Source organism: Lutibacter aestuarii, from assembly GCF_042676885.1.
GTDB classification, from domain to species: Bacteria; Bacteroidota; Bacteroidia; order Flavobacteriales; family Flavobacteriaceae; genus Lutibacter; species Lutibacter aestuarii.
In genome coordinates, this window is sequence record NZ_JBHTIC010000002.1 from 20561 (window position 1) to 47278 (window position 26718).

Below are 26718 nucleotides of genomic sequence, written 5' to 3' on the forward strand. Positions count from 1 at the left end.
TTTTTTAATTATAAATACTACTTAATTCATAAATGTAGTCGTATAGCGGACTGTATAAGCCTAAAACTAAAATACCAATTACTGTAATTAATAAGCCTAAACGCATATAAAGTTTATTTTTAAAGAAAGGAATTGGATGGTCATTTTTTCTAATAAACATAGCTCTAACAACTAATAGATAATAATATAATGAAATGGTAACATTTACCACCGCTAAGAAAACTAATAGGTAATAACCTTTACTTGCAGCTGCAGTAAATAAGAAAAACTTACCAAAAAACCCAGCAACAGGAGGTATTCCTGCTAATGAAAATAGGGCTAACATCATTACCAAACTTAAGTTTGGATTGGTGCGATACAACCCATTGTAATCATCCATATTTTCTTTACCTGTTTTTAATGAAATAGCTTGTACTACCCCAAAAGCAGCTAAATTTGAGAAAATATAAATCAATATAAAATAAACTACTGTAGCAGTTCCTAATTGAGTTCCTGTAATTAACCCTAACAATATAAAACCCGCTTGAGCTATAGATGAAAAGGCTAAAAAGCGTTTCATATTTTGTTGGCGTAACGCAAATAAGTTGCCAATAAACATTGTAGCTAATGCAACTATATAAACAATGTTTTCCCAAGTATGTATCAAAGGTTTAAAAATAGTAAACATTAAAACCATTAAAATAAATGCTGCAGCTCCTTTTGAAATTACTGATAAGTAAGAGGCAACACTAATAGGTGCACCTTCATATACATCTGCGGTCCAAAAATGGAATGGCACTAAAGATATTTTAAATGATAAACCAGCAAAAAATAAGATAAATCCTAAAATTGTTAAGTTGGTTGAAGTGATAACCTCAATAATATTATGAAAAAATATGGAACCAGATGTGGCATATAATAATGAAATACCAAAAAGCGAAACACCTGAAGCTAACGCTGCTGAAAGTATTAATTTGATACCAGCTTCACTTGATTTTCTTTTTAGGGTTTCATAAGATGCCAACGCTGCAACAGGTAAAGTTGATAATTCAAGACCAATGTAAAACATTAAAAAGTCACCTGCGGAAATCATAAAATACATTCCCAATAATGAGGTGAATAATAATATAAAAAATTCAGTTCCTCTATTTTGATTAACGATCTTTTCTTGGATCCAATCTGCAGATTGTAGCAACAATGTAAATACTCCAATATTTAATACGTTTTTAAAAAGATGAATTAAATTATTTGTTTGAAACGAGCCTCCAAAAATGCTACATTCATCAATGGCAAAAAAGCCAATAGCTGTATGAATTCCAAATAAGAAAATTGCTAAATGGACTAAACTACTTTTTTTGTTTTTGTTTATAAAAATTTCACCAATCAATAACAATAGTGTAATTGTTAATAGTAAAATCTCGTGTCTCATTAATAAAAAGTTACTAAAATTCATTTTAGTTATCTGTTTTAATTTTTATAATACTCCTTTAATAAAAGGATCTAAACTTGCCATTATCATGTCGCTTAACCAAAGTGGTGCAACACCCATTCCTACAATTGGAATTAATAATAATAAAATACCTGTTTTTTCATACCAAGTAACTTTCGGTAAATTTTTAAAATCTTCATTAACTAAGGGACCCATCATAATTTTCCCTACCAATCTAAGAATATAAACAGCCGTAACAACTATTGATGAAACAGCTAAAACTGTTAAAACTCTTTGAAACATATCAGGATTTTGAAATGCGCCAACAAAAATGTTCATCTCAGCAACAAAACCACTAAATCCAGGAAGTCCTAAGTAAGCCATACCTGTTATAACATAAATAGCTCCAATAAAAGGTACTATTTTCATTAAACCTCCTAATTTATGAATGTCACGCGTGTGAGTTCTTCCGTAAACCATTCCAATCAAGGCAAAGAACATGGCGGTTAATAACCCATGTGATAGTGATTGAAGAATTGCTCCGTTCCAAGCTATTTTATTTAAAGTTAACAAAGCAAACAGCACTAGACCTAGGTGACTTACCGAGGCGTATGCATTAATGTATTTTAAATCGGTTTGTTTAATAGCTCCAAAAGCACCATAAACTACACCTATTGCTGCTAATATAATAAAGAACCATGACCAATGGATAGTTCCTTCAGGTAGTAAAAACATGGCAACTCTAAAAACACCATATCCACCTAATTTCATCAGTACACCTGCATGGAGCATTGATACTGCTGTTGGTGCTGAGGCATGACCATCAGGTGACCAAGTATGAAATGGAAATAAAGCTCCTAAAACTGCAAATCCAATAAAAGTTAAAGGGAAAAACAACTTTTGAGCTTCAAAAGGAATGTTTACTTGAGCAATTTCTAAGATGTTAAAAGTTAAAGCACCTCCATCAGCATTTGAATTGAAATAAATTCCAAAAATACCAACCATTAGCACTGCAGATGCTCCCATTAACATTAAGGTTAATTTCATTGCGGAGTATTCTTTTGGTCCGCTTCCCCAAATCCCAATTAACAAATACATTGGTATTACAGCTATTTCATAAAAAAGGAACATGGTAAATAAATCTATTGAAATAAAGAATCCATACACACCAGTTGATAAAACTAATAATGAGATAAAAAATTCTTTAGGTAGGTCTGCCATTTTCCAAGAAATAAATACACCAGCAAGTACAACAATTGTAGTTAATACTATTAAGGCTACAGAAATACCATCTACACCAATTGAGTAATGGATGTTAAACTGCTCAAACCAAACAAAATCTTTGGTAAAAACCATAATACTATCATTAATAGCTCGTTCTTTAAAATAAGCTATAACTAAATTTATTGCCATTCCTAGTTGAAATATACTCCCAACCATTGAGACTAAACGAGCCTGTTTTAAACCTTTGGTAAATAACAAAGCGATAATTGTTAAAACAGGTACAATTACAAAAAGTGATAAAATATCCATATTAATTTGTTAGTTTGTCCATAAATAAATAAAAACCAATGCTAAAACTACTGCCCCAGCTATGAAGGATAATGCGTAGTCTTGTACTTTACCAGATTGGATACCCTTAATTTTTTTGGAAATCACTACGGTTTTATTTCCTATGCCTTCCATAGTTCCATCAACTACTTTTTTATCGAACCTAGCTATAGGTCCAGCTATTCTATTAAAGATTATTTTTTTGGTGACAAATAAGTAAATTTCATCAAAATAAAATTTGTTAAACGTCCATTTGTAAAATATTCCAAAAGCATTTGAAAATCTATCAGCTAAATCATTTTCTTTTTTATAGAAAATATAAGCTAAACCTATTCCTATTAAACCTATAATGGTAGCAACAATTGCTAAAGGAATATTTAAATGAGCTTCAAAGCCAGCTTTATCAGGAGTTATCAATTCACTGAAAGGGATGAATCCACTAAAAATGCTAATAAAAGCAAGAATCATCAAAGGAAAAGTCATTGAAATTGGAGACTCGTGAGGGGTGTGTTTATACGTTGTATTTTTACCCCAAAAAATTCCAAAGTACAATCTGAACATGTAAAAAGCTGTTAAGCCAGCAACAAAAATTCCAACAAAGTAGATAAGTTTATTGTGTTCAAAAGCCGCAACTAAAATTTCATCTTTACTCCAAAACCCTGATAAAGGAAAAACTCCTGAAATGGCCAAAGCAGCCACTAAAAATGTGATATTAGTAATTGGCATATACTTGCGTAAGCTACCCATATCTTTTAAATAATTACTATGTACGGCGTGTATAACAGAACCTGCACCTAAAAATAATAACGCTTTGAACATGGCATGAGTAAATAAATGGAACATAGATGCCATATAACCTACACCCTCATGACCATCGTACCCAGAAACACCTAAAGCCAACATCATATATCCTAATTGCGACATGGTTGAAAATGCGAGTACACGTTTGATATCTGTTTGTGTGATTGCTATTATTGCTGCAAATAATGATGAAAAAGCTCCTACATAAGCTACAATATTTAAAGCAAAGCCATCTTCAACAAAATAATACATTGGGAATAATCTTGCTACTAAGTATACCCCAGCAACAACCATAGTTGCTGCGTGAATTAATGCAGATACAGGGGTTGGCCCTTCCATAGCATCGGGCAACCAAATATGTAATGGAAACATTGCAGATTTCCCAGCACCTCCCATAAAAATTAAGATCAATGCCCAAGTTATAATAGACAATCCCATAAAAGAAGATGAAGCCCAATTTAAAATAGCACTTCCTTCAGGGTTGTTTAGAGTTTCAAAATCGTAGGTTCCTGTATAATATCCGATGATTAAAATTCCTATTAAAAAACCTAAATCAGCAAAACGAGTTACTATAAAAGCTTTTTTAGCGGCAGCTACTGCTGAACTTTTAGTATAATAATATCCAATTAATAAAAAGGAAGAAACCCCTACTAATTCCCAAAAAATATAAATTTGGAATAAATTGGTTGCCAATACTAAGCCAAACATAGAGAATGAGAACAAGCCTAAAAATGCAAAGAAACGTGTATAACCATCATCTCCTTTCATATAACCTCGGCTATAAATATGAACCATTAGTGATATTGTAGATACAACCACCAACATCATTACTGAAATAGGATCGATTAAAATTCCCATATCAATAGCTAAAGTGTCGGTGAAATTCATCCAGGTTATTTTCTCAACAAATGTTTGATAAACACCATCTACTTTTCCTATTGTAAAAAAATAGGTATAAGCAGTATAAAAAGATAATGCTGCTGAAGTTGACAAGCCAGCTACACCTATATATCCAGATATGCCTGGTTTAATTTTTTTATTAAATATTCCTAATAGTAAAAATGATACTAGTGGAATTAAAGGTATTAATATTATGTAAGTAAAATTCATAATTTCAACATATTAATATTTCATAGTTTCAGTGTCTTTCACTTCTACTGAAGCAATTTGTCGATATAAATTAATTATAATTGCTACGGCTAATGCAGTTTCAGCTGCGGCAACTGCAATAATAAATATTGAAAAGAAGACCCCTTGTAATAAATCTGGATATAAGTATTTATTGATAACAACAAAGTTTATAACGGATGCATTCAATATTAATTCAATAGACATTAAAATTGAAATCAAGTTTTTTCTAGTAATAAAACCGTATACACCAATAAAAAATAAAATAGAGGTAACAGTTAAAATTTCATAAATGCTAATTCCGGCGATCATAATGTTGAATCATTTTTATCGGTTAATTTCTTTCCTTTTGCTATTACAATTGCTCCAATCATTGATGCTAACAAAAGCACACTAATTACTTCAAATGGTAAAATAAAGCCACCTGTTTCATAACTTAATAAGCCTAAACCAATATCTTCAGTAGTGGTAGTAATATTATTTTCAACCACGTTAAATGGGTGAGAATAAATAGTGGTTAAAAATACTCCTAAACCTATTAAACAGGCTAATCCTACTAAAATTTGCTTAGATTTTTTAGCAAGTTCTAATTCCATTTCAATATGATGAACTAGCACCACTGAAAATATAATTAGTACAATAATTCCACCAGCATATACGGTTAATTGAATAGCAGCAAGGAAATTATAATCTATTAAAAAATAGATTCCTGCAATACCACATAAAACAAATAATAAGTAAATCACTGATCGAAGCATTTTTTTGCTAGTTACAGATGCAATTGCAAAAACAATCATTATTAAAGCTAAGATGTAAAATATATATCTTTCCATAAGTTTAATCTTCTACACCAGGCATTAATTTAGAACCTGGTTTGTTTAAAACTCTTGTCAATTTTGTTCTGTCATAAACAGAATTTTCGAAATTTTGAGCCCATTTTATGGCGTCAGTTGGGCAAGCTTCAATGCATAAACCACACATAGTACACATTCCTAAATGGTAAATGTGTTTGTCTATCATTTTTTTCTTTTTACCTGTTTCAGGATCAATTTGTCTATCCCAAATAATTTCAATAGTTCCGTTTGGACAAGCCAATTCACATTTTTGACAACCAGTACAACGATGTTCGTTATTTTCATTATGTGGCATGACTACTTCGCCACGAAAACGATCAAACATTTTTAAAGTATCTCTGTTGTCTGGATATTGTTGCGTAATGGCTCCTTTGCGTGAGGTTATAAAATACTTTCCGGTAACACTCATACCAGTAAGTAGTGTTTTTATTCCTTTATAGATGTCTCCAAAATAACTCATAATCTTTAAAATTGAATTGTTAGGTTTAGCCAAACAATTAATGCCATTAAAATGATGTTTAGTAAGTTTAACGGTAATAAATATTTCCATTCAAGGGTTAGTAATTGATCAACTCTTAATCTTGGAAAAGTCCATCTAAACCACATCATTAAAAAGACCAATAACAAGGTTTTTCCTAAAAACCAAAAAGCACCTAACCAAGGAATAGCATCGGTAATTCCAAAAGGAGATAACCAACCGCCAAAAAATATGGTAGTTGCAATGGCTGCAATAATGAACATGTTTATAAACTCGGCTAAAAAGAAGTAAGCGAATTTCATTCCTGAATATTCTGTATGGAAACCAGCTCCCAATTCACTTTCAGCTTCAACCATATCAAATGGAGCTCTATTAGTTTCAGCAGTTCCTGCAATCATATATATCATAAATGCAATAACAGCAGGGATATGACCTTGTACAATTAACCAACCATTTTTTTGAACTTCAATAATTTCGGAAAGTTGTAAAGTGCCAGTAATTAAAACCATGGTTAAAAGTGAAAGTCCTACAGAAAGTTCGTAACTTATTGTTTGAACGCCACTTCTCATTGCACCAATTAAAGCAAATTTGTTATTACTTGCCCAACCTCCTAATAAAATTCCGATAACACCAATTGATGAAATGGCAATTAAAAAGAAGATTCCAATATTGATATCAAATGCTTGAAATTCTTTAGTGAAAGGAAAAACAGCCAATGCCATTAATGATGAAACTATTACAAAATAGGGTGCTAAATTGTATAAAAATTTATCTGCTTTTACAGTTCCTGTTAACTCTTTTGAAACCAGTTTTAATGCATCTGCCATTGTTTGTAGCAAACCCCACCAACCAACTCTGTTAGGTCCAATTCTTAATTGAAACCAAGCGGCAACTTTTCTTTCTAATAAAACTAAGTACAAACCAGCAACGGCAAAAATGGCTAAATAAATGAATGCAATTGTAACCATTGTACCTATGTTAGCTGCTCCTTCAGACATATATTCTGAAAGAAATTTGTAAATAGTTGTTGTAATACTTAATGTTATATTCATAGTATTAAATTTATCTGTCAATATCTGGTACTACAATATCTAATGTCGCCATAGTAGCAACTAAATCTCCAATTTTACCACCTACTGTTATATGATTTAACAGTGAAATATTTGAAAACCCAGGAGATCTAAATTTTACACGATAAGGATTTTTGGTTCCAGTGCTAACTATATATACCCCTAGTTCTCCTCTGGCAGTTTCTACTTTTTGATAAAATTCACCTTTAGGTAATTTTATAACCGCATTGGTAGCAACTTTATAATCACCTTCTGGAATATTATCAATTAATTGCTCAATTATTGAAAGAGATTCCCACATTTCTTCAACTCTTACTTGATAACGAGCAAATGTATCGCCATCAGTTTTTAAAATTTCTTTGAAATTTACTTTGTCTAAGGCACTATAAGGATGGTGCTTTCTAACATCACAAGAATAACCAGATCCACGTCCAACTGGACCCGAAGCTCCAAATGAAATAGCATCTTCTTTGGTTAAAATACCCACTCCTTTTGTTCTTTTTTGAAAAATAACATTTCCAGAAAGTAAAGTGTCATATTCAGGTAATTTTGTCTTAAAGTGAGCAATAAAATCTTTAACTCTTTTTACAAAATTTGGATGAATATCAAACATTAAACCTCCAGGAATGTTGTAGTTCATGGTTAATCGTGCTCCACAAGTTTCCTCAAAAATATCGTTAATCATTTCACGATCTCTAAAGCCATAAAAATAAGTGGTAAGCGCACCAACATCCATTCCCATAACTCCCCACCAAAGTGTGTGTGATGCAATACGTGTTAATTCACCAATAATGGTTCTAATTACTTTTACACGTTCAGGAACTTCTAGCTCTAAAGCTTTTTCAACAGTTAAACAGACGGCTTCATTATTTATATGAGAAGATAAATAATCCATTCGATCTGTTAAATGCACAATTTGCTGATAGCTATCACGTTCACACATTTTTTCTATAGATCGATGAATATAACCTAAATCTGGTTCTACTTTTTTAATAATTTCACCATCAATGGTTAATAATAAACGCAAAACACCATGGGTAGCAGGGTGTTGAGGTCCCATATTAATAAAATATTCTTCAGATTTTAAGTTGCTATTTTTAATAGTTGTATCCATAATTACTATTTGATAACCATATTAATTTCATCTACATAATCTTTTCTAAGTGGATATCCGTCCCAATCTTCAGTTAAAAAAAGTCTTTTTAAATTAGGATGGTTGTTAAACTTAATTCCAAAAAAATCAAAAACTTCACGTTCATGAAATTCTGCAGTTTTCCAAATATCACACACTGTATGAAACTCAGGATTATCTCTATCAGTTGTTTTTACTTTTACAACAATAATATGTCTGTGAGTTGTAGATTCTAAATGATAAACTACGCCTAATTCTTTTCCCCAATCCATACCAGTTAAGCAAAACAAGTAATCGAAATTTGTTTCTTTATTGCTTTTTAATTGGTTCATTAATTGGTGTAAATTTTCAGGTTTTACTGAAATGGTTAAGAATTCTGAGCCTTCTTCTGTAAATTCCAATTCTGGAATCCAGCTGCTTATTATATTTTGTAATGCTTCGTTGTTCATAACTTCAGTTTTATAATCCTTCATCAAATCCTTCAATAGGATTTTCTTTATGTTTCATATTTTCAGTTCGGATTTTATCTTGAAGCATTAACATACCTTCCAATAAAGCTTCAGGACGAGGAGGACAACCAGGAACGTAAACATCAACAGGTATTACGTGATCGGCTCCTTTTACTACCGAATAAGAGTTGTAAAAGAATGGACCTCCAGAAATTGCACAAGCTCCCATGGCTATCACATATTTTGGCTCTGCCATTTGATCGTATAAACGGCGTAAAACAGGTGCCATTTTATTTACAATGGTTCCTGCAATTATAATTAAATCTGCTTGTCGCGGGGAAGGTCTGGCAACTTCAAATCCAAATCGAGAATAATCATGGCGTGCTGCTCCAGTTTGCATCATTTCAATGGCGCAACAACTTGTGCCAAAGTAAAGCGACCAAAGTGAATTTGATCGCCCCCAATTAATTATTTTATCTAATGAAGTAACAATTACGTTAGCTCCATTTCCTGCAGGAATTACTTTTCCTGGGAAATCTTCTGGAATTTCTTGTGTTTTTTCTATTCCCATTTTAATGCTCCTTTTTTCCAAGCGTATAATAGTCCTAATCCTAAAATTACTAAGAAGATGGTTATTTCAATAAAAGCAACAGCTCCTACATCTTTAAAAACCACTGCCCATGGAATTAAAAATGCTACCTCTACATCAAATATTAAAAATAAGATGGCAAAAAGGTAATAACCTACTTTAAACTGAACCCAGGTTGGCCCAATTGTAGTCATACCACTTTCATAAGGTTCTCTTTTTTGAGGGTTATCTGATTTGTGCGAAATTAGATTTGATAAAAAATTTGCTCCCGCAACCAAAACAATCCCAGCAATTAAAAATACAATAATGGCTTCTGATCCCATTTTTTAAACGCTTTTTATTAATCTACAAAAGTAGTAGAATATATAGATTTATTAAGAATTTTTTAAAGTTTTAAGAAATACGAATACAAATGTATATTAATATAAGAAAACGATAGCTGATAAAAATCAGTTATTCATGTTACATTTATCACTTAAAGTTTATAGGTTCTAATTGATAAGAATAAAACATCAGTTTTTTAAAGTTTAGAGTTATTTTACTTGCCTATTTAATGCCTTTGATCTTTTAACTAATATTGTATATTAATTAGTATTATTCCAATTATAATAAGCTATTGTGAAAAGTTAATTGGTTTAATATTGGTCTTTTTCTATGAAGATATAGAAAAAGTAAGCCCACTTAAATTAAGTATATTAAATATAATTTGTAATCTAAAATAGAGGATTAAATAGTTAGATTTTTTTAAATTATAAGAAACATAAGTACAGAGGTAAATCAATTAAAAAAGATAGCTGATAAAAATCAGCTATCTTTTTTACAATGATTATTTAACTTCATAGGTTTCGCCAGAGAAGAACAAATCATCAGTTTTTTTGAAATTTGAATTTGCTTTTACTTGTGCAGTTAGGGCATCTTCTCTTTCTTCAAGTGTTACATCATTATAACTTCTTATAATTCCAGTTGCAATAGGATACTCTAATCGAACTAACATTTGGTGTAATGTTGGATCTTTTTCTTTGGCATTATGTACTAAAATATCGTCTTCGGTAATTCCATTTTCGCCAATGGTAACTACTTCTAATTTAAGTCCGTTTAATACCAAACCTTTATTACGATCTTTACCAAAAATCATTGGTTTGCCATCTTCAAGAAATATTTGTTTGTCTTCTTTAACTGCTTTATCCGTTATATTGGTAAAACAACCATCATTAAAGATTACACAATTTTGTAAAACTTCAATTAATGAAGTTCCTTTAAATTTATGTGCTTCAACAAAAATATTAGACATTTCTTTAGGGTTATTTCCACCAATTCTTGCAAAAAAACGAGCTTGAGCTCCTAATGCTAATTCACCTGGAGAAAAAGGTGGTTGTGTATTTCCATAAGGAGATGATTTTGTTTTTTGCCCAACTAATGAAGTAGGTGAAAACTGACCCTTTGTTAAACCGTAAATTTCATTGTTAAATAGTACAATATTTAAATCAATATTTCTACGTAACACATGAATAAAGTGGTTTCCACCAATAGCCATAGCATCACCATCGCCTGTCATAACCCAAACACTTAAGTTAGGGTTTGCTAATTTAACTCCTGAAGCTATTCCGGGCGCTCTACCGTGAATACTGTGCATTCCATAAGTATTCATATAGTATGGAAAACGAGATGAGCATCCAATACCTGAAATAAATACAACTTCTTCTTTTTTAACCCCCATTTCTGGAAGTGCTTTTTGCATAGAACGTAAAATAACATAGTCATCGCAACCAGGACACCATCTTACTTCTTGATCGCTAGCAAAATCTTTAAATGTATATTTTTTTACAGCTGTTGTTTCCATAATTATTTTACTAATTGTTTAAATTTTTCAATTAATTCAGTGTTTCCAAATGGTAAGCCTTGAACTTTGTTATATTGTAAAAATTCAAACCCATTAAAATTCATTTTTAATACTTTAGAGAATTGTCCATTGTTTAATTCACAAACAACAATTTTTTTGAATTTAGTTAAAATTTCTTCCGTATTTTTAGGAAGAGGATTTATGTAATTAAAATGAGCAAAACCAATATTTTTATAACCTTCTTCTTCGTTTAGTTGTTTTACAGCTGAATGAAGAGAACCGTAAGTTCCTCCCCAGCCAATTACCAATAAATCACCAGTTTCTGCAAATTCAGTTTCTAAGTTTGGAATGTAATTTTGAACACGTTTAACTTTTTCTGCTCTAATCTTAGTCATATATTCGTGGTTTTCAGGAACATAAGAGACATTGCCTGTAACCTTGTCTTTTTCTAAACCACCAATTCTATGTTCTAAACCTGATGTTCCAGGAATGGCCCAATTTCTAGCTAAAGACTCTTCGTTTCTATCGTACGGGTGCCAGTTTTCTGTAACGTCTTTTACAATATTATTTTTTATTTCTGGCATTTCACTAACAGATTTCACTTTCCAAGGAGCGGAACCGTTTGCTATATAACCATCTGTAAGTAAAATTACAGGAGTCATATGTTCTAAGGCTAATTTTGCAGCTTGGTAAGCGTAATTAAAACAGTTAGCAGGAGTACTTGCAGCAATTACAATTACAGGACTTTCACCATTTCTACCGTATAATGCTTGCAATAAATCAGATTGTTCTGTTTTTGTAGGTAAACCAGTAGAAGGACCACCACGTTGAACATTTACAACCACTAAAGGTAATTCTACCATCATTGCCAAGCCTAAAGCTTCACCTTTTAAAGCTAATCCAGGACCAGAAGTTGTTGTAATTGCTAAATCTCCAGCAAATGAAGCACCAATTGCAGAAGCGATGCCAGCTATTTCATCTTCGGCTTGAAAAGCCTTAACACCAAAATGTTTATGCTTTACTAATTCGTGTAAAATATCTGTAGCTGGTGTAATTGGATAAGAACCTAAAAATAATTCTAACCCAGATTTCTCAGCTGCAGCTAAAAACCCCCAAGCAGTTGCTGTATTACCCATAATAATTCTATAGGTTCCAGAAGCCATTTTGGCTGGAGTAATGGTGTAAGCATTTGGAATTAATTCTAAAGTTTCAGCAAAATAAAAGCCTGCATTTAAAACTTTAGTATTAGCTTCAATGATGTTTGGTTTAGATTTAAATTTTTTGTTGAAAAAATCTATGGTATGCTGAGTAGATCTATCATACATCCAATATACCATACCTAAAGCAAACATGTTTTTACTTCGGGTAATACTTTTATTATCTAAACCTTCAACGTCTTTTAAAGCTTCTTTGGTTAAGCTAGACATTGCTACCTCAATAACTCTATAGTTTTCAAGAGAGCCATCTTCTAAAGGATTAGTTTGGTATTGAGCTTTTTCTAAATTTTTTTTGGTAAAAGCATCAGTATCAATAATAATTGTGTGCCCTGGTTTTACGGCATGTAAATTGGTTTTTAAACCAGCAGGGTTCATTGCTACCAATAAATCAACATTATCTCCCGGGGTGCTTATTTCTACACTACCTATGTGAACTTGAAACCCAGAAACTCCATATAAACTTCCTTGTGGAGCTCTAATTTCTGAAGGATAGTTTGGGAAGGTTGCTATGTCATTTCCAAACATTGCAGAGGTGTCAGAAAACTGAGTTCCTGTCAACTGCATTCCATCACCTGAATCACCAACAAATCGGATAACTACTGCCTCCAATATTTCGGGTTGATGCTTTGTTTTAGCTGTAACCATAATTTATGCTAATTAAAAAATTTTATTTAAATTTATTGAATTAAATTTTATGTTTAAATTTAAGAGTCAAATATATAGTTACTTTTTATAACAGTAAATGACTTTTGTCACATTGACTTGCATAAAAATGTATAATTTTGTAGAATAAATAAATATTAAAAATTAGTAAACATGGCTATTAAAATAACAGATGAATGTATAAACTGTGATGCTTGTATTTCTGAGTGTCCTAACAATGCAATTTACGAACCAGATAGTGAATGGGCGTATTCAGATGAAACAGCTTTAAGCGGAACTGTGACTTTACCTAGTGGAGGTGAAGCGGATGCTGATGAAATGAATGAACCATTATCTGATGAATTTTACTTTATTGTAACTGATAAGTGTACTGAATGTAAAGGTTTCCATGATGAACCACAATGTGCTTCTGTTTGTCCAGTTGATTGTTGTGTTCCTGATGAAGATCATGAAGAAACAGAAGAACAGTTATTAGGCAAAAAAGCTTGGTTACACGGAGAATAATTTATCACCATTTAATTATAAAGAAGCAGTCTAAAAAAGAAATTAATTTCTTTTTTAGACTGCTTCTTTATTTTCAATTATTTTTGTAATCAATGAAAAATAAAAAATCATATACAGTAGATGAAGCTACTAAGGTATTAGAATATTTTTGTAGTTATCAGGAAAGAAGCCATAAAGAGGTTGAAAAAAAGTTATATGATTTAAAGATGATACCAGCTGCAAAAGAAAAAATTATCCTTCATCTAATACAATATAACTTTTTAAATGAAGAACGTTTTTCTAAAGCATTTGCAAGAGGGAAATTTTCAATAAAAAAATGGGGTAAACTTAAAATTATTAATGAACTAAAGTTTAGAGATATTTCTTCTTATAATATTATAACAGCATTAAAAGAAATTGATGATCAAGAATATAAAAATACATTACAAGCGTTAGCAGAAAAAAAAATAAAATTGATAAAAGAAACTAACTATTTTAAAAAAAGAGCGAAGCTTTCAGCTTTTTTAATTTCTAAGGGATATGAAACATCATTGGTTTATGAAATAGTTAATCAATTATTTTCAGAGGAATAAAAAGAGGTAAATTAATTTACCTCTTTTTATTATAAACTAGTTTATAATTTTAAATTGAAAAATTTCAGAAGTTGATGAGTTATTACTATTGTCTTTAGTAATCACGTTCCAATAATAAGTGTTTCCTTGGCTAACAACAACGTTCTCTATTTTTTGAGTGGATGTAGTGCTTAGTAATTCAGTTGGTGGATTTACAGTTCCAAAATATACATCATATTCTTTTATATCGCCATCAACATCACTTCCATTCCATTCTAAAGTAACATTTTCACCGCTTATGGATGAGCCTAAACTAGGGTTAATTACTTCTGCAGGGAATGGGGCATAAGATTTTACAGCATCTCCAGCATTGTAGAATTTCCATTCAGAGCTTTTAGCAGTGTTGGTGGCTTCGGAATTTTTTGAAATAACCCACCATTTATAAGGAGTATTTTTATTTAATATAGCTGTGCTAAAGTTACTTGTGGTATTGGTATTGAAATTTGTATTGGTCAATAAATTTCTAATTACTAAGGTATATGAAGTGGTGTTGGTTGAAACATTCCATTCAAAATTTACTTTGCTTTGTGTACTATTAATGCTTTCACCAGTATTACATTCTTCATTATTAATTGGAAAAGTTAGTATAGCAGCAGTTGGAGGATCTACAATTACTGGATCCGGATTGTCTTTACCGCCACAACTTAAAAAGATACTGATAATCCCTAAATTAAAAAGGATGTTTAATTTTTTCATATTATTCAATTATTATATTGAAGCTTCTAGTTACTTCTTTAGATTCTAAATTTAATATATACATTCCTTTAGGTAAATGTTTGGTGCTGATTTCAATTCTTTTTTGTGGATTGTTTAAATAAATATTGGTTGATAATATACTACCTAAAGTATTTAGAATTGAAATTTTAATGTTATTTGATTTGATATCTCCAGTAGTTAAAAATAAGCTTCTATGTTGTTTTACAGGGTTTGGATATAATTTAATTCCTTCAAAAGGAACTATAAATGATTCCAAATGCTCACCTTGGCAAGCAGTTTCTGTAGTTACTTTAAGTTTGTTGATGCCTGGTTTTAATGCTAATTTTAACGAAGATTCAAATGTTTTGGTAGTTACTCCGTTTAAAGTTACAAAGTAATTGGTGCTACCGTTTAAGGTAACGATAACTGATTTTGAATGTGCATTAACTTTGGATGAAACAGCTAAATCTTCAGGTTCTGTTATTACTGCATTAAAGCAAATTTCATAGTCAGGTTGATCTTCAACAGTTATACATATCGTATAATTACCAGCTTCTAGGTTATTAAATGTAATGTTATTTGTAAATTCTTTAGAAGTTGAACTTCCACTTCCTGTAATTATTGCTGTGTAATTTAAATTTTCTGTAGCTTTTAATACAATATATCCATTATTATTTGCTCTACAAGTTTCTCCATAAATTTCTAATAAAAAGTTGGTTGTTGGTAAGCTAAATAAAGTACAGCCATTTACATCCACTGAATCATTAATAGGTGTATCGTTACAGCTATCATAATAATTCAGTACACCATCATTATCTATATCATCATCACAAATGTCGCCAATTCCATCATTATCAAAATCTTCTTGATTTGGATTTGCTTTATAAGGACAATTATCGGTATCATTTGTAATACCATCTCCATCAATATCCTCATCACAAACATCACCTATCCCATCATTATCTGTATCTTCTTGGTTAGGGTTTGCAGTTAATGGACAATTGTCATTTGCATCTAATATTCCATCATCGTCATCATCGTCATCACATATGTTTCCAATTCCATCATTATCTGTATCTTCTTGGTTAGGGTTAACAGTTAATGGGCAATTGTCATTGTTGTCAAAAATAGTATCATTATCAGAATCTTCACAAACATCACCAACCCCGTTATTGTTAAAGTCATTTTGATCAGGATTGTAATTAAATGGACAATTGTCATTTACATCGAATATTCCATCGTTGTCGTCATCCTCATCACAAACATCACCTATCCCATCATTATCATTGTCTAGTTGATCTATATTAGCATTTTCAGGACAGTTGTCAATAAGGTTAACTATTCCGTCTTCATCACTATCTTCACAAATATCTCCAATACCATTGTTATTAAGATCAATTTGATTAGTGTTTGGGGTTAGTGGACAATTGTCATCCACATCTAAAATTCCATCATTGTCGTCATCCTCATCACAAACATCACCTATTCCATCGGCATCAGTATCTAGCTGATTTTCATTTGGAGTGTTTGGGCAATTGTCAATATCGTCAACTATTCCATCATTGTCAGCATCTTCATCACAAACATCACCAATTCCATCATTATCGGAGTCTTCTTGGTTTGGATTGGCTATTGTAGGACAATTATCATTTACATCTAAAATTCCATCATTATCGTCATCGGTATCATTTATTCCTTCTTCAATAATAATAAAATCATCAATTACAATACCTTCTTGGTTTTCTGCGGTATCAGAATGAAAAACAAATCTGAATAACACATTTCCTTTAGAGTTTAATGAAGATAAATTGTATGAATATTCTTTCATTTCAGTATCGGTACCTGTCCATTGGGCACCAGGACAATTTTGACAATCATTTGAAAAGCCAGAAGAAGCATTTGTTCTATTACTATTGTACCAACTAGAATCGTTACTAGTTCCTAAAATTTCCCAGTTTTTCCCATTATTTAATGAATATTCAATATAAATAATATCCCAATTTTCTTCTAAATCGTAAATCATTTTAAATTTAAAGGTAGGAGAAATTAATGAGGATAAATCATAGTATTTAGAAACTATGTAGCTCTTTTTTAAGTCGTTGTAATTTCCTGTTAAATTTGTTGCGTAAGCATTAGTCCCTGAACCTGTTGTATTAAGTAATGTTCCGTTTGGGTTACCAATGCTCCATTCTGTTGAAAAAATATCGTCTTCATTGTAGGATAGTAATTCTTCGTTTTCATCTTCAAAAGAATTTAAAATATTAGGTACTGTTTTTCTGTTTGAAACAAAAGAAGTTGATAAAGTGTTGTTTTCTGGGAAAGCATCTCCATCTACAGTTACTTCAATATTTAAGCTATGCTTTCCATATTCTATGGGTATATTAGGGATGGTAATAATACCCGTAGAGTTTTTACCAATTAAGCCATTCCATTGGTAACTTTTTTCTTCGTTAGTATCTAATTTATACTTAACAAAAACTTTATCTATAGGCTTTATACCTTTGTTTTCAGCTTTTAACTTAATAGTAAAATTGTCTTCTAAAATATTAGATATTGTAGGAGATACAATTTCTAATAATCTTATTTCAGATTCAGGAAGTTCCACAGAAATATCCGATTGCCAAATACCTCTACCATAGGTTCCTGCAGTTATTTTAGCATCATCTAGCGAAATTTCTAAATCTCGTATTGGTACTGTAGGTAGATTGTTAGAAAAAGAAGCCCACTCATTAGCGGTGTCATCTAACCTAAAAACACCTAAACTTGTTCCAATATAAATAGGGTTATCTTTATGTCTTCCCTGATGTACTATGTCAAAAAAAGCTTGATTTGTTGGTAGATTGTAAGTAATATTAGTAAATGTTTCTCCATTGTCTACAGATTTATAAATACCTCTTTGTCCATATCCTGATGTACATACATAAATGATATTGCTATTACTACTATGAACAGCGATTGATGAAATATTAGCTTCAAAAGAGTGTTTTAAATTAAAATTTAAACCTTTATCAATACTTTGATAAAAGTTTTTATCTACACCTACATAAATACTATTAGTATCATTAGCATCAATTTCTAATTCATCAATTTTGCCTTCAAAAGTAGATGATACTTTAATAAATTCAGAGCCAGTAAAATGATATAAGCTTGTATAACCGGCGTAAAGTTCTCCATCCTTATTAATTTCTAAAGGAGTTACCCAATTACCTTCTTCTGGGCCTCCAAAACTAGAGATTCTATTTTCACCAGCATTGGTTGAAATGTTTAATGAACCTCCATACTGGGTAAACCCATAATATTTATTTTCATTATTTGGATCTACTGCATTGTCCATTCCATCACCTCCGTGATAATTACTCCAATCTCCATTATTTGTTAAGCCAAAGCCTCCATTGTCTTGTAATCCACCCGCAATTTTATTTGAATTTCTTGCTGAAACAGAAATTTTATAAAATTGTCCAATTTGCATGCCTTGAGTATAATCTTGAAAAGTAGTACCATGATCAGTACTTTTATAAAACCCACCATCAGTTCCTGCAAATAGTTCATTATTATAAAAACGTAAAAAATGGATATCTGCATGTGTAAATGAGGCTGTATGGTGCGACCAATTATTTAGTTTGTTAAAGCCTACACCACCAGACATAGATCTCCAAATATTTAAACAACCTACATATATTTCTTCAGGGTTTGTATCTGAAACAGCTAAAGCTAGGTCATACCAAGCCTGATCACTTTCTAATATATTTACAGTATTAGATGTTTTTGAAAAATTTTCACCACTATCTATTGATTTGTAAATGCCTTGATAATTATATTCTAAATCAGCACTTAATACATATAAATAACTAGGGTTTGCAGGTGTAACGTCTATAACTAATCTACCAGATGTAACTGGTAATCCAATAGTTTTTTGTTCAAAATTATTACCTCCATCAATCGATTTAAAAATTTTAGATTTAGTTGCAATATAAATAGTATTTGGATCTAAAGGTTTTAACTTAATATCTTTAATATTACCTGCAATTTTTTGGAGCCAAGTATCTCCTCCATTAGTTGTTTTATATAATCCATTATTTGTAGCTACCCATAATACTTCAGGATTGTCAGGGTGGATATAAATATCATTCATTGAATCAGGTGTGTTGTTAGGATTTAAACCTGTTTCGTTCCAAGTTTTTCCACCATCAATTGATTTAAAGACTCCTGCACTATAAGTATCAGAGGCATCATCATCTCCTGTAGCAATGTAAATGGTATTGGAATCACTAGGATGAATTGCTATTCCTGAAACACCTATTTGTGGTAAGTTGTCTGAAAGAGGAACCCAGGTTAAACCTTTATCAATTGATTTCCAGATACCTCCAGCCGGAGTGCCTACATATATGATATTTTCATTATTAGGATCAGGAAGTATTACGTTTACCCTTCCTAAATTTGCAGTTGAAGTTTTATGATTAATTAATGTGTTAGGCCCAAAAGGCATCCAATTACTATCGTTAGAATTAGCATTTGTTTCAAAAGTTTGAATATTAGTTTTCCATGAATTCCATAATTTAGAAGAGTTTGGTAAATAACCATTTTTATCGGTAAAATGCTTCCAAAATTCTTCCCATCTTTTAAAAGGTTTGTAACCACTCCCTTTTTTAGTATAATCTTTACCTTTCCAATATTCATTAAACATTGATGATATTTCAGTTAATGAAAGTTGATCTGTACCTCCTTTTTTAAATTGGGTTTTATATTTGGATTGCATCCATGGCGCTGTTTCATTGTACTGAGCTTGAACACTAATAAAAGAAATAAACAACCCGAGCAATAGTAGGAAATTTTTCATAAAAAATAATTTCACCAAATGTAAAATAATATTTTTTTAAACGTATCTTAATATGCTAATTCAAATGAGTAATTATTAATTTTTATGAAATTAAAACTTGATTTCAAATTCAAGTATAACATTTATAATGAAAATTTAAAAACTTTCTTTTTTATTGAATAGTTGTACTTAGGGTGCTGATTTTAATCACAATTTATAATCTAGTTATTTAATAAATTTGAGTAATTATTTATGGTTGATCAAAATTATTAGTTATGAAAAAAATAGTTACACTTGTTTTACTAGCTTTAGCATCTATTAGCTATGCTCAAAATACATCATTAAAAGAAATCAATATTAAAGGAAATTTAACCGAAGTTACTCTGTTTTATGAAAATGGAATGGTCATGCAACATGGGTTTTATACAAAAGAAGGAAAATTACATGCTTCATGGGAAAGTTATAATCTAGATGGAAGTTTGAAATGTTATGCCACCTATAATAATGGTATTAAAGTTGGTGTTTGGACCTATTGGAGTGAAAATAAAATAACTAAGGTGAAATATAAAGACAATAAAATAATTAATATTATTGAGGTTGATAAAGATAAGCGAATCAAAAACAGTTATTAATTTAATTGTCTTTTTTTGAAGAGACCCTAGTAGGAATTTTTCTAATAGTTGGTTTTCTATGTTCAGGCTCTAATTCAATAGGTGTTTCGATATCAATTTCTAAAGAGTTTTGTAAGTCTTCAGCTTTGTAAATGGTATTAATTTTTGAATTAACGGACGCATATAAATTCAAAATTTTTCCAACTTCTTCATTTACTTCTTCTTCTGTAATAGATGGTATTTTTGCCATATCGGCCAATCGTAATGCTTCATTATGGAGCACATTAAAACGTGCAATAACATTTAAGGTATTTAGTTTATCAACTCTAATGGTATCTTTCATTAATTTTACTAAATCTGATAGTTCTTTAGAATATACCAAAGCTTCCATTGTTGAAATATTGTAATATTTCAACATAAACTCATCTAAGTTTTGATATTCTTTCCAATTAGCTAGCTCTTTTTTTGCTTTTGGTATTAAGGTTTCCCCTATAGTATTAACTATTCTACTCGAATCAATTTTTATTGAATCAATTACTTCATTAACATTTTTTGTCGTTTTGTTTTTATTGCACGAAGTATTTAAACTTAAAATAATGATTAAAAAACCAATTAGATATTTCATAATTATAGCTTAGAATTGTCAAAAGTACTAATAAATCTACTTTTAATTTTTAAAAATTCATTTTTAATAAAATTGCTAATAAAATAACTATAAATTTTAATTTTCAGTATCTTTGAAGCTAAATTAAACTGTTTTTTTATCAAATGAATAAGCGTATATTAATTATTGGTGCATGTGGACAAATAGGTACAGAATTAACTTTGAAATTGCGTGAAATTAATGGAGAAAATGCTGTAGTAGCTTCAGATATTAGAGAAGGTAATGAAGAGTTGATGAGCTCTGGTCCATTTGAATTTATAAACGCAATGGACTATAATTCAATTTTAAAAATTATTGAAAAATACCAAATCAATGAAGTTTATTTAATGGCCGCTATGCTTTCAGCCACAGGTGAAAAATACCCAGCAAAAGCTTGGGAATTAAATATGACCTCGTTATTTAATGTTTTAAATTTGGCTAAAGAAGGAAAAATTGAAAAACTATTTTGGCCAAGTTCAATAGCGGTTTTTGGACCAACAACCCCAAAAGAAAATACTCCACAAGAAACCATTATGGAACCTTCAACAGTATATGGTATTAGCAAACAAGCAGGTGAGCGTTGGTGTGAGTACTATTTTAATAAATTTGGAGTTGATGTAAGAAGTATAAGATATCCTGGAATCATCAGTTGGAAAGCGGATCCAGGAGGAGGGACTACGGATTATGCTGTAGAAATTTACCACAATGCATTGTTACACGGTAAATACGATTCTTTTTTGAGTAAAGATACAAAGCTACCAATGATGTATATGGATGATGCTATTGATGCAACTATTAAAATTATGGATGCTGATGCATCAACAATTAAGGTAAGATCATCTTATAATTTAGCAGCAATGAGTTTTACTCCTGAAGAAATAGCCATTGAAATTAAAAAAATTGTTCCAAAATTTGAAATTACCTACCATTCTGATTTTAGACAAAATATAGCAGATAGTTGGCCAAAAAGTATTGACGATTCTAGAGCAAGAGAAGATTGGGGATGGAAACATAACTTTAATCTTGAAAAAATGTCAAAAAACATGATTGAGAGTCTTCACATTAGATATGATGAAATGTAGTTAAATTATTAATATTTAATTAGAAAGGCTCGAAGAATTTTGAGCCTTTTTTGTTAAAAGTTATTACATGCAACGTTGTTTTATAAACAACTTTATTAACATTGAAAACAATAATTTAATTAAAATTATATGTAGTAGTCTATCAGCTATTTAAGTGTTTAAAAAATTTAATAAAACGTTTTAGTAATTTAATTTAAATTATGATATCTGTCATCTTTTTAAAATTTAGGATACCCTAATTTTGTTATTCAATTAGATAATAGATAAAATTCTAGCCTTTTTTTTAGGTATGGTATAAAAATAACTTACAAAAATATATTATTTATGAATATTTCACATATAGAACACATCGGGATAGCCGTAGAAAATTTAGACGAATCCATTAAATATTATGAAGAGGTCTTAGGAATGAAATGCTATGCGATAGAAGAGGTTGTTGATCAAAAGGTGAAAACAGCCTTTTTTTTGGTAGGTAACACAAAAATTGAATTATTAGAAAGCACTTCTCCAGAAGGACCAATAGGAAAATTTATAGAAAAGAAAGGGCAAGGCATTCATCACATTGCGTTTGCAGTTGATAATGCTACTGAAGCTTTAAAGTTAGCTGAAGAAAGAGGAGTAAAATTAGTGGATAAGGTTTCAAGAAAAGGTGCTGAAGGATTAAACATAGGTTTTCTTCATCCAAAATCAACACAAGGAGTGTTAACAGAACTATGTTCTAAAGAAGAGTAAAAAGAAAAAATATTACAATGGCAAATCAAGATAAAATTAACGAACTCATTGAAAAGAGAGTTAAAGCAAAACTAGGTGGAGGTGAAAAAAGAATTGAATCTCAACACGCTAAAGGAAAATTAACTGCGCGTGAGAGAATTGAAATTCTTTTAGATGAAGATAGTTTTGAAGAATTTGACATGTTTGTAACTCACAGAACTAAATCATTTGGGTTAGATAAACAAGTTTACCTATCAGATGGTGTTGTTACAGGGCATGGAACAATTGATGGAAGAATAGTTTATGTATTCTCTCAAGACTTTACCGTTTTTGGAGGTTCATTATCGGAAACTTATGCGTTAAAAATTTGTAAAATTATGGATATGGCCATGAAAATTGGTGTACCTGTAATTGGGTTAAATGATAGTGGTGGAGCTCGTATTCAAGAAGGAGTTAGATCTTTAGCGGGATATGCAGAAATTTTCCAAAGAAATATCATGGCATCAGGTGTAATTCCACAAATTTCCTCAATATTAGGCCCTTGTGCTGGTGGAGCTGTATATTCTCCTGCGTTAACAGATTTTACAGTGATGACCGATCAAACTAGTTATATGTTTGTTACCGGACCAAAGGTGGTACAAGCTGTAACTGGTGAAGTCGTTACAACTGAGCAATTAGGTGGGGCAAATATTCACTCTACTAAATCTGGAGTTTCTCACTTTTTAGCCGAAACTGATGAAGAAAACTTAATGCTTATTAGAAAGTTAATGAGCTACCTTCCATCAAATAATTTAGAAGATCCTCCAGCAATTAAATGTGATGATCCAATTGATAGATTGGACGATATTTTAAATGAAATAATTCCAGAAAACCCAAATCAACCATATGATATAGTTGATGTGATTGCTACCATAGTTGATAATGGTGAGTTTACAGAAGTTCATAGAAATTATGCAAGAAATATTTGTGTTGGATTTGCCCGTTTTAATGGACGTTCTGTTGGTATTGTTGCAAATCAACCAAAATATTATGCGGGTGTTTTAGATACAGAAGCATCTAGAAAAGCAGCAAGATTTGTTCGTTTTTGTGACGCGTTTAACATTCCAATTGTAACATTAGTTGATGTGCCTGGTTTCTTACCGGGAACAGGGCAAGAATATGGAGGGATTATTTTACATGGAGCAAAATTATTATTTGCTTATGGTGAAGCGACAGTACCAAAAGTAACCATTACTTTACGCAAATCATATGGTGGAGCACATGATGTAATGAGTTGTAAACAATTACGAGGAGATTTAAACTATGCTTGGCCAACAGCAGAGATAGCTGTAATGGGAGCTAAAGGTGCAGTTGAAGTATTAGAAGGTTCTAACATAAGAAAAATTGAAGATGCAGAAGAAAAATTAGAATACATCGAAAAGAAAGAAGATGAGTATAACGATAAATTTGCAAACCCTTATGAAGCTGCCAAATATGGTTTTATAGATGATGTAATTGAACCTAGAAATACTCGTTTCAGAGTTATTAGAGCGTTGGAGTTATTAGCCAATAAAAAGGAAATAAATCCACCAAAAAAACATTCAAATATTCCATTATAATGTCACATATGCTTTTATATATAGATCAAATAAGTGAAGGTTATATTATCCTAATAACAGGATTGTTAATTGTTTTTAGTGCATTATTAACTCTTGCAGTGTTTTTTAAGTTTGGATTACCAGTTTTATTGTACATATACAAGGTAATAACCAAAAGAAAAGATAAGAAAATTAAAGACATATCTATTGAAGCCGATGAAAGTTTTACAGGTGAAGTTGCAGCAGCTATTTCAGCAGCAATTCATTTATATCTTCATGAACAACACGATAATGAAAATGCTATATTAACTATAAAACAAGCAAGAAAATTGTACTCTCCTTGGAGTTCTAAAATATACGGAACTCACAATAGGCTTTAACTGAATTATAGATTATTTGTTAATGGTTTTAAGTTAAAACTATCAACAAACAAACATAAAGAAAATGAAAAATTTTAAATTTAGAATACACGATAACAATTACAATGTTAGAATTGTATCGCATGAAGATAATATCATAGATTTAGAAGTAAACGGTACTTCTTATTCTGTTAAAATGAAGGAGGAAATCAAAAAAACGAAAACTCCTACTTTAGTTCGTTCAGCCTCTAAAAGACCATCTGAACCTTTAAAGGTTAATCCGAGTTCATCAACTACTAAAATTGTAGCTCCAATACCAGGAGTAGTTTTATCATTAGATGTAAAAGTTGGTGATACTATTAAAGTTGGTGATAGAATGTTAGTGTTAGAAGCTATGAAAATGGAAAACAATATTGTTTCTGAAAAAGCAGGTACTATTACTGCTGTTAATATTTCTGTTGGACAACAAGTATTGCAAAATGAAGTAATGATTGAACTAGAGTAAAAATTACACAATTATAGGTTTTTTTTAAGACGTATAATTCGTAAAAAATAAAAAAATGAAAAAAGTATTATTAATATTTGGAGTGATATCCTTGCTAGTTTTTATTAGACCTGCTTTAGGGTTAAACAAAGATATAAATCCAAATAATACCATCACATCAGTTCAAGCTGATCAAGTAAATCAGGTAGAAGAAGGGGTCTATGATGGAGCCTTTAAAGGAATCAAACAATTTTATAATTACACTGGTTTTGCAAATGCTTCTGCAGGCAATTTAATTATGATACTTATTGGTATTATATTTATATATTTAGGCATTAAGTTTGATTACGAACCCTTACTTTTAATCCCTATAGGGGCTGGTGTAATTATTGGTAATGTGCCATTTGTTGCAGGAAATCAAACAGGAATTTATGAAGCAGGTTCTGTTTTAAATTACTTGTATTTTGGAGTAGTAAAAGGTATATATCCACCATTAATCTTTTTAGGAATTGGTGCAATGACAGATTTTTCGTCGTTAATTGCAAATCCAAAATTAATGTTGTTAGGTGCAGCGGCACAAATTGGTGTATTTGCAACATTTTTAGGAGCACTTTATTTAGGTTTTAATTTACCTGAAGCTGGGGCTATAGGAATTATTGGCGGAGCAGATGGTCCAACAGCAATTTTCCTTTCTTCAAAATTAGCCAATGGGATAAATCTTTTAGCTGATGGAACAGTTGTAAAAAACTTGATTGGTCCAATTGCAATTGCCGCTTATTCTTATATGGCATTAGTACCAGTAATTCAACCTCCTTTAATGAGATTGTTGATTTCTAAAGAGGATAGAAAAATAAAAATGAAACCACCTAGAGCTGTATCTCAAAAAGAAAAAATGATTTTTCCAATTGTTGCTTTATTATTAACAACATTTATTTCTCCAAGTGCATTACCATTATTAGGAATGCTATTCTTTGGTAATTTATTAAAAGAATCTGGAAGAACGGAACGATTAGCAGATACAGCACGTACTAAATTAATTGATATTGTAACCATCCTTTTAGGAGTTACGGTAGGTGCATCAACGCAAGCAGACATTTTTATCACTAAAGATTCATTAATGATATTTGGTCTTGGGGCAATTTCATTCGTAATTGCAACTATGGGAGGACTATTCTTTGCCAAGTTTATGAACTTGTTCTTAAAAGGTGATGATAAAATTAATCCATTAATAGGAGCTGCTGGAGTTTCTGCAGTTCCTGATAGTGCAAGAGTCGTTCATCATGAAGGGTTAAAATCGGATCCAACAAATTATTTATTGATGCATGCAATGGCACCAAATGTATCTGGTGTAATTGGTTCTGCAATTGCTGCGGGTATCATATTGAGCTTTTTAGGATAAATATAATTTTTGATAAGTTGAAAAAATAAACAGCACATTTAAAGT

General features: G+C 30.9%; 25 protein-coding genes. 9 read left to right on the top strand and 16 right to left on the bottom strand.

The genetic code is table 11. The annotated features are described in order from the left end of the window. Positions 1 to 4: 4 nt before the first annotated feature. The 13 genes from ACFQZW_RS00100 to ACFQZW_RS00160 all read right to left on the bottom strand — a co-directional run bounded on the left by ACFQZW_RS00100 (position 5) and on the right by ACFQZW_RS00160 (position 13162). On the bottom strand, positions 5 to 1408 hold the full coding sequence (locus tag ACFQZW_RS00100; RefSeq protein WP_298264605.1) for an NADH-quinone oxidoreductase subunit N: 1404 nt from the start codon (positions 1406 to 1408) through the stop codon (positions 5 to 7). Between the two features lie 45 nt (positions 1409 to 1453). Then, entirely contained in the window at positions 1454 to 2941 is a 1488-nt protein-coding gene (locus ACFQZW_RS00105; RefSeq protein WP_298264606.1) for a complex I subunit 4 family protein, read from the bottom strand. A 9-nt stretch (positions 2942 to 2950) separates the two neighbouring features. Then, complete coding sequence (gene nuoL / locus ACFQZW_RS00110; RefSeq protein WP_372801980.1) at positions 2951 to 4870, bottom strand: NADH-quinone oxidoreductase subunit L; 1920 nt, start codon at positions 4868 to 4870, stop codon at positions 2951 to 2953. A gap of 12 nt (positions 4871 to 4882) precedes the next feature. Beyond that, positions 4883 to 5200, bottom strand: coding sequence for an NADH-quinone oxidoreductase subunit NuoK (nuoK, locus tag ACFQZW_RS00115; RefSeq protein WP_298264608.1), 318 nt, complete (start codon positions 5198 to 5200; stop codon positions 4883 to 4885). After that, complete coding sequence (locus ACFQZW_RS00120) at positions 5197 to 5721, bottom strand: NADH-quinone oxidoreductase subunit J family protein (protein WP_298264610.1); 525 nt, start codon at positions 5719 to 5721, stop codon at positions 5197 to 5199. The genes nuoK and ACFQZW_RS00120 overlap by 4 nt, the downstream gene beginning before the upstream one ends. Before the next feature lie 4 nt (positions 5722 to 5725). Next, positions 5726 to 6292, bottom strand: a complete 567-nt coding sequence (locus tag ACFQZW_RS00125; RefSeq protein WP_386781251.1) for a 4Fe-4S binding protein — start codon at positions 6290 to 6292, stop codon at positions 5726 to 5728. Beyond that, on the bottom strand, positions 6208 to 7272 hold the full coding sequence (nuoH, locus tag ACFQZW_RS00130) for an NADH-quinone oxidoreductase subunit NuoH (RefSeq protein ID WP_298264612.1): 1065 nt from the start codon (positions 7270 to 7272) through the stop codon (positions 6208 to 6210). The genes ACFQZW_RS00125 and nuoH overlap by 85 nt, the downstream gene beginning before the upstream one ends. A 10-nt stretch (positions 7273 to 7282) precedes the next feature. Further along, positions 7283 to 8404, bottom strand: coding sequence for an NADH-quinone oxidoreductase subunit D (locus tag ACFQZW_RS00135; RefSeq protein WP_386781252.1), 1122 nt, complete (start codon positions 8402 to 8404; stop codon positions 7283 to 7285). 5 nt (positions 8405 to 8409) lie between these two features. After that, positions 8410 to 8871, bottom strand: a complete 462-nt coding sequence (locus ACFQZW_RS00140) for an NADH-quinone oxidoreductase subunit C (RefSeq protein ID WP_386781253.1) — start codon at positions 8869 to 8871, stop codon at positions 8410 to 8412. 10 nt (positions 8872 to 8881) lie between these two features. Beyond that, positions 8882 to 9442, bottom strand: coding sequence for an NADH-quinone oxidoreductase subunit B (locus ACFQZW_RS00145; protein ID WP_298264617.1), 561 nt, complete (start codon positions 9440 to 9442; stop codon positions 8882 to 8884). After that, positions 9433 to 9783 carry an NADH-quinone oxidoreductase subunit A gene (locus tag ACFQZW_RS00150; RefSeq protein ID WP_298264618.1) on the bottom strand — a complete coding sequence of 117 codons (351 nt, stop codon included), beginning with the start codon at positions 9781 to 9783 and terminating at the stop codon, positions 9433 to 9435. The genes ACFQZW_RS00145 and ACFQZW_RS00150 overlap by 10 nt, the downstream gene beginning before the upstream one ends. 503 nt (positions 9784 to 10286) lie before the next feature. Beyond that, the gene (locus ACFQZW_RS00155; protein ID WP_298264620.1) at positions 10287 to 11300 is read right to left on the bottom strand and encodes a 2-oxoacid:ferredoxin oxidoreductase subunit beta; all 1014 of its coding nucleotides are present in this window, start codon (positions 11298 to 11300) and stop codon (positions 10287 to 10289) included. A 2-nt stretch (positions 11301 to 11302) separates the two neighbouring features. Continuing rightward, on the bottom strand, positions 11303 to 13162 hold the full coding sequence (locus tag ACFQZW_RS00160; RefSeq protein WP_386781254.1) for a 2-oxoacid:acceptor oxidoreductase subunit alpha: 1860 nt from the start codon (positions 13160 to 13162) through the stop codon (positions 11303 to 11305). Positions 13163 to 13333: 171 nt separating this feature from the next. On the opposite strand from ACFQZW_RS00160, the gene ACFQZW_RS00165 reads away from it, so the two are divergent. Both ACFQZW_RS00165 and ACFQZW_RS00170 read left to right on the top strand, forming a co-directional pair. Beyond that, positions 13334 to 13684 (top strand): 4Fe-4S binding protein, encoded by a 351-nt coding sequence (locus ACFQZW_RS00165; RefSeq protein WP_298264623.1) that lies wholly within the window; start codon positions 13334 to 13336, stop codon positions 13682 to 13684. Positions 13685 to 13776: 92 nt separating this feature from the next. After that, on the top strand, positions 13777 to 14256 hold the full coding sequence (locus tag ACFQZW_RS00170; RefSeq protein WP_372801693.1) for a regulatory protein RecX: 480 nt from the start codon (positions 13777 to 13779) through the stop codon (positions 14254 to 14256). Between the two features lie 36 nt (positions 14257 to 14292). On the opposite strand, the gene ACFQZW_RS00175 is transcribed toward ACFQZW_RS00170, so the two are convergent. Both ACFQZW_RS00175 and ACFQZW_RS00180 read right to left on the bottom strand, forming a co-directional pair. Further along, on the bottom strand, positions 14293 to 14991 hold the full coding sequence (locus tag ACFQZW_RS00175) for a hypothetical protein (RefSeq protein WP_298288921.1): 699 nt from the start codon (positions 14989 to 14991) through the stop codon (positions 14293 to 14295). Position 14992: 1 nt separating this feature from the next. After that, positions 14993 to 19828, bottom strand: a complete 4836-nt coding sequence (locus ACFQZW_RS00180; protein WP_386781255.1) for a thrombospondin type 3 repeat-containing protein — start codon at positions 19826 to 19828, stop codon at positions 14993 to 14995. 254 nt (positions 19829 to 20082) lie between these two features. On the opposite strand from ACFQZW_RS00180, the gene ACFQZW_RS00185 reads away from it, so the two are divergent. Then, the gene (locus ACFQZW_RS00185; RefSeq protein WP_298288927.1) at positions 20083 to 20439 is read left to right on the top strand and encodes a toxin-antitoxin system YwqK family antitoxin; all 357 of its coding nucleotides are present in this window, start codon (positions 20083 to 20085) and stop codon (positions 20437 to 20439) included. A 1-nt stretch (position 20440) separates the two neighbouring features. Here the strand turns inward: ACFQZW_RS00185 and ACFQZW_RS00190 are convergent, their stop codons facing one another. Then, positions 20441 to 21043, bottom strand: coding sequence for a hypothetical protein (locus ACFQZW_RS00190; protein WP_298264632.1), 603 nt, complete (start codon positions 21041 to 21043; stop codon positions 20441 to 20443). 143 nt (positions 21044 to 21186) lie between these two features. Here ACFQZW_RS00190 and ACFQZW_RS00195 point away from each other — a divergent pair, with 143 nt between their 5' ends. From ACFQZW_RS00195 to ACFQZW_RS00220, 6 genes are all read left to right on the top strand, one after another. After that, the gene (locus ACFQZW_RS00195; protein WP_298264633.1) at positions 21187 to 22143 is read left to right on the top strand and encodes an NAD-dependent epimerase/dehydratase family protein; all 957 of its coding nucleotides are present in this window, start codon (positions 21187 to 21189) and stop codon (positions 22141 to 22143) included. A 324-nt stretch (positions 22144 to 22467) separates the two neighbouring features. Continuing rightward, a complete protein-coding gene (gene mce, locus ACFQZW_RS00200; protein ID WP_298264635.1) occupies positions 22468 to 22875 on the top strand; it encodes a methylmalonyl-CoA epimerase in 408 nt (135 codons plus the stop codon). Positions 22876 to 22892: 17 nt separating this feature from the next. Beyond that, positions 22893 to 24452 (top strand): acyl-CoA carboxylase subunit beta, encoded by a 1560-nt coding sequence (locus ACFQZW_RS00205; protein WP_298264636.1) that lies wholly within the window; start codon positions 22893 to 22895, stop codon positions 24450 to 24452. A gap of 8 nt (positions 24453 to 24460) precedes the next feature. Further along, on the top strand, positions 24461 to 24811 hold the full coding sequence (locus ACFQZW_RS00210) for an OadG family protein (RefSeq protein WP_298264638.1): 351 nt from the start codon (positions 24461 to 24463) through the stop codon (positions 24809 to 24811). Positions 24812 to 24875: 64 nt separating this feature from the next. Then, positions 24876 to 25295 carry an acetyl-CoA carboxylase biotin carboxyl carrier protein gene (locus ACFQZW_RS00215; RefSeq protein WP_298264639.1) on the top strand — a complete coding sequence of 140 codons (420 nt, stop codon included), beginning with the start codon at positions 24876 to 24878 and terminating at the stop codon, positions 25293 to 25295. Positions 25296 to 25350: 55 nt separating this feature from the next. Continuing rightward, complete coding sequence (locus ACFQZW_RS00220; protein ID WP_298264640.1) at positions 25351 to 26673, top strand: sodium ion-translocating decarboxylase subunit beta; 1323 nt, start codon at positions 25351 to 25353, stop codon at positions 26671 to 26673. Positions 26674 to 26718 lie beyond the last annotated feature (45 nt).

Excerpts from the sequence above, each read along its gene's own strand:
- ACFQZW_RS00190 (WP_298264632.1), bottom strand. The coding sequence starts at position 21,043 with ATGAAATATCTAATTGGTTTTTTAATCATTATTTTAAGTTTAAATACT.
- ACFQZW_RS00120 (WP_298264610.1), bottom strand. The coding sequence starts at position 5,721 with ATGGAAAGATATATATTTTACATCTTAGCTTTAATAATGATTGTTTTT.
- ACFQZW_RS00140 (WP_386781253.1), bottom strand. The coding sequence starts at position 8,871 with ATGAACAACGAAGCATTACAAAATATAATAAGCAGCTGGATTCCAGAA.
- ACFQZW_RS00205 (WP_298264636.1), top strand. The coding sequence starts at position 22,893 with ATGGCAAATCAAGATAAAATTAACGAACTCATTGAAAAGAGAGTTAAA.
- ACFQZW_RS00170 (WP_372801693.1), top strand. The coding sequence starts at position 13,777 with ATGAAAAATAAAAAATCATATACAGTAGATGAAGCTACTAAGGTATTA.
- ACFQZW_RS00215 (WP_298264639.1), top strand. The coding sequence starts at position 24,876 with ATGAAAAATTTTAAATTTAGAATACACGATAACAATTACAATGTTAGA.
- ACFQZW_RS00125 (WP_386781251.1), bottom strand. The coding sequence starts at position 6,292 with ATGGAAATATTTATTACCGTTAAACTTACTAAACATCATTTTAATGGC.
- ACFQZW_RS00100 (WP_298264605.1), bottom strand. The coding sequence starts at position 1,408 with ATGAGACACGAGATTTTACTATTAACAATTACACTATTGTTATTGATT.
- ACFQZW_RS00135 (WP_386781252.1), bottom strand. The coding sequence starts at position 8,404 with ATGGATACAACTATTAAAAATAGCAACTTAAAATCTGAAGAATATTTT.
- ACFQZW_RS00185 (WP_298288927.1), top strand. The coding sequence starts at position 20,083 with ATGAAAAAAATAGTTACACTTGTTTTACTAGCTTTAGCATCTATTAGC.
- ACFQZW_RS00195 (WP_298264633.1), top strand. The coding sequence starts at position 21,187 with ATGAATAAGCGTATATTAATTATTGGTGCATGTGGACAAATAGGTACA.
- ACFQZW_RS00210 (WP_298264638.1), top strand. The coding sequence starts at position 24,461 with ATGCTTTTATATATAGATCAAATAAGTGAAGGTTATATTATCCTAATA.
- ACFQZW_RS00160 (WP_386781254.1), bottom strand. The coding sequence starts at position 13,162 with ATGGTTACAGCTAAAACAAAGCATCAACCCGAAATATTGGAGGCAGTA.
- ACFQZW_RS00180 (WP_386781255.1), bottom strand. The coding sequence starts at position 19,828 with ATGAAAAATTTCCTACTATTGCTCGGGTTGTTTATTTCTTTTATTAGT.
- ACFQZW_RS00220 (WP_298264640.1), top strand. The coding sequence starts at position 25,351 with ATGAAAAAAGTATTATTAATATTTGGAGTGATATCCTTGCTAGTTTTT.
- nuoL (WP_372801980.1), bottom strand. The coding sequence starts at position 4,870 with ATGAATTTTACTTACATAATATTAATACCTTTAATTCCACTAGTATCA.
- ACFQZW_RS00175 (WP_298288921.1), bottom strand. The coding sequence starts at position 14,991 with ATGAAAAAATTAAACATCCTTTTTAATTTAGGGATTATCAGTATCTTT.
- ACFQZW_RS00155 (WP_298264620.1), bottom strand. The coding sequence starts at position 11,300 with ATGGAAACAACAGCTGTAAAAAAATATACATTTAAAGATTTTGCTAGC.
- ACFQZW_RS00105 (WP_298264606.1), bottom strand. The coding sequence starts at position 2,941 with ATGGATATTTTATCACTTTTTGTAATTGTACCTGTTTTAACAATTATC.
- nuoK (WP_298264608.1), bottom strand. The coding sequence starts at position 5,200 with ATGATCGCCGGAATTAGCATTTATGAAATTTTAACTGTTACCTCTATT.
- nuoH (WP_298264612.1), bottom strand. The coding sequence starts at position 7,272 with ATGAATATAACATTAAGTATTACAACAACTATTTACAAATTTCTTTCA.
- ACFQZW_RS00150 (WP_298264618.1), bottom strand. The coding sequence starts at position 9,783 with ATGGGATCAGAAGCCATTATTGTATTTTTAATTGCTGGGATTGTTTTG.
- ACFQZW_RS00145 (WP_298264617.1), bottom strand. The coding sequence starts at position 9,442 with ATGGGAATAGAAAAAACACAAGAAATTCCAGAAGATTTCCCAGGAAAA.
- mce (WP_298264635.1), top strand. The coding sequence starts at position 22,468 with ATGAATATTTCACATATAGAACACATCGGGATAGCCGTAGAAAATTTA.
- ACFQZW_RS00165 (WP_298264623.1), top strand. The coding sequence starts at position 13,334 with ATGGCTATTAAAATAACAGATGAATGTATAAACTGTGATGCTTGTATT.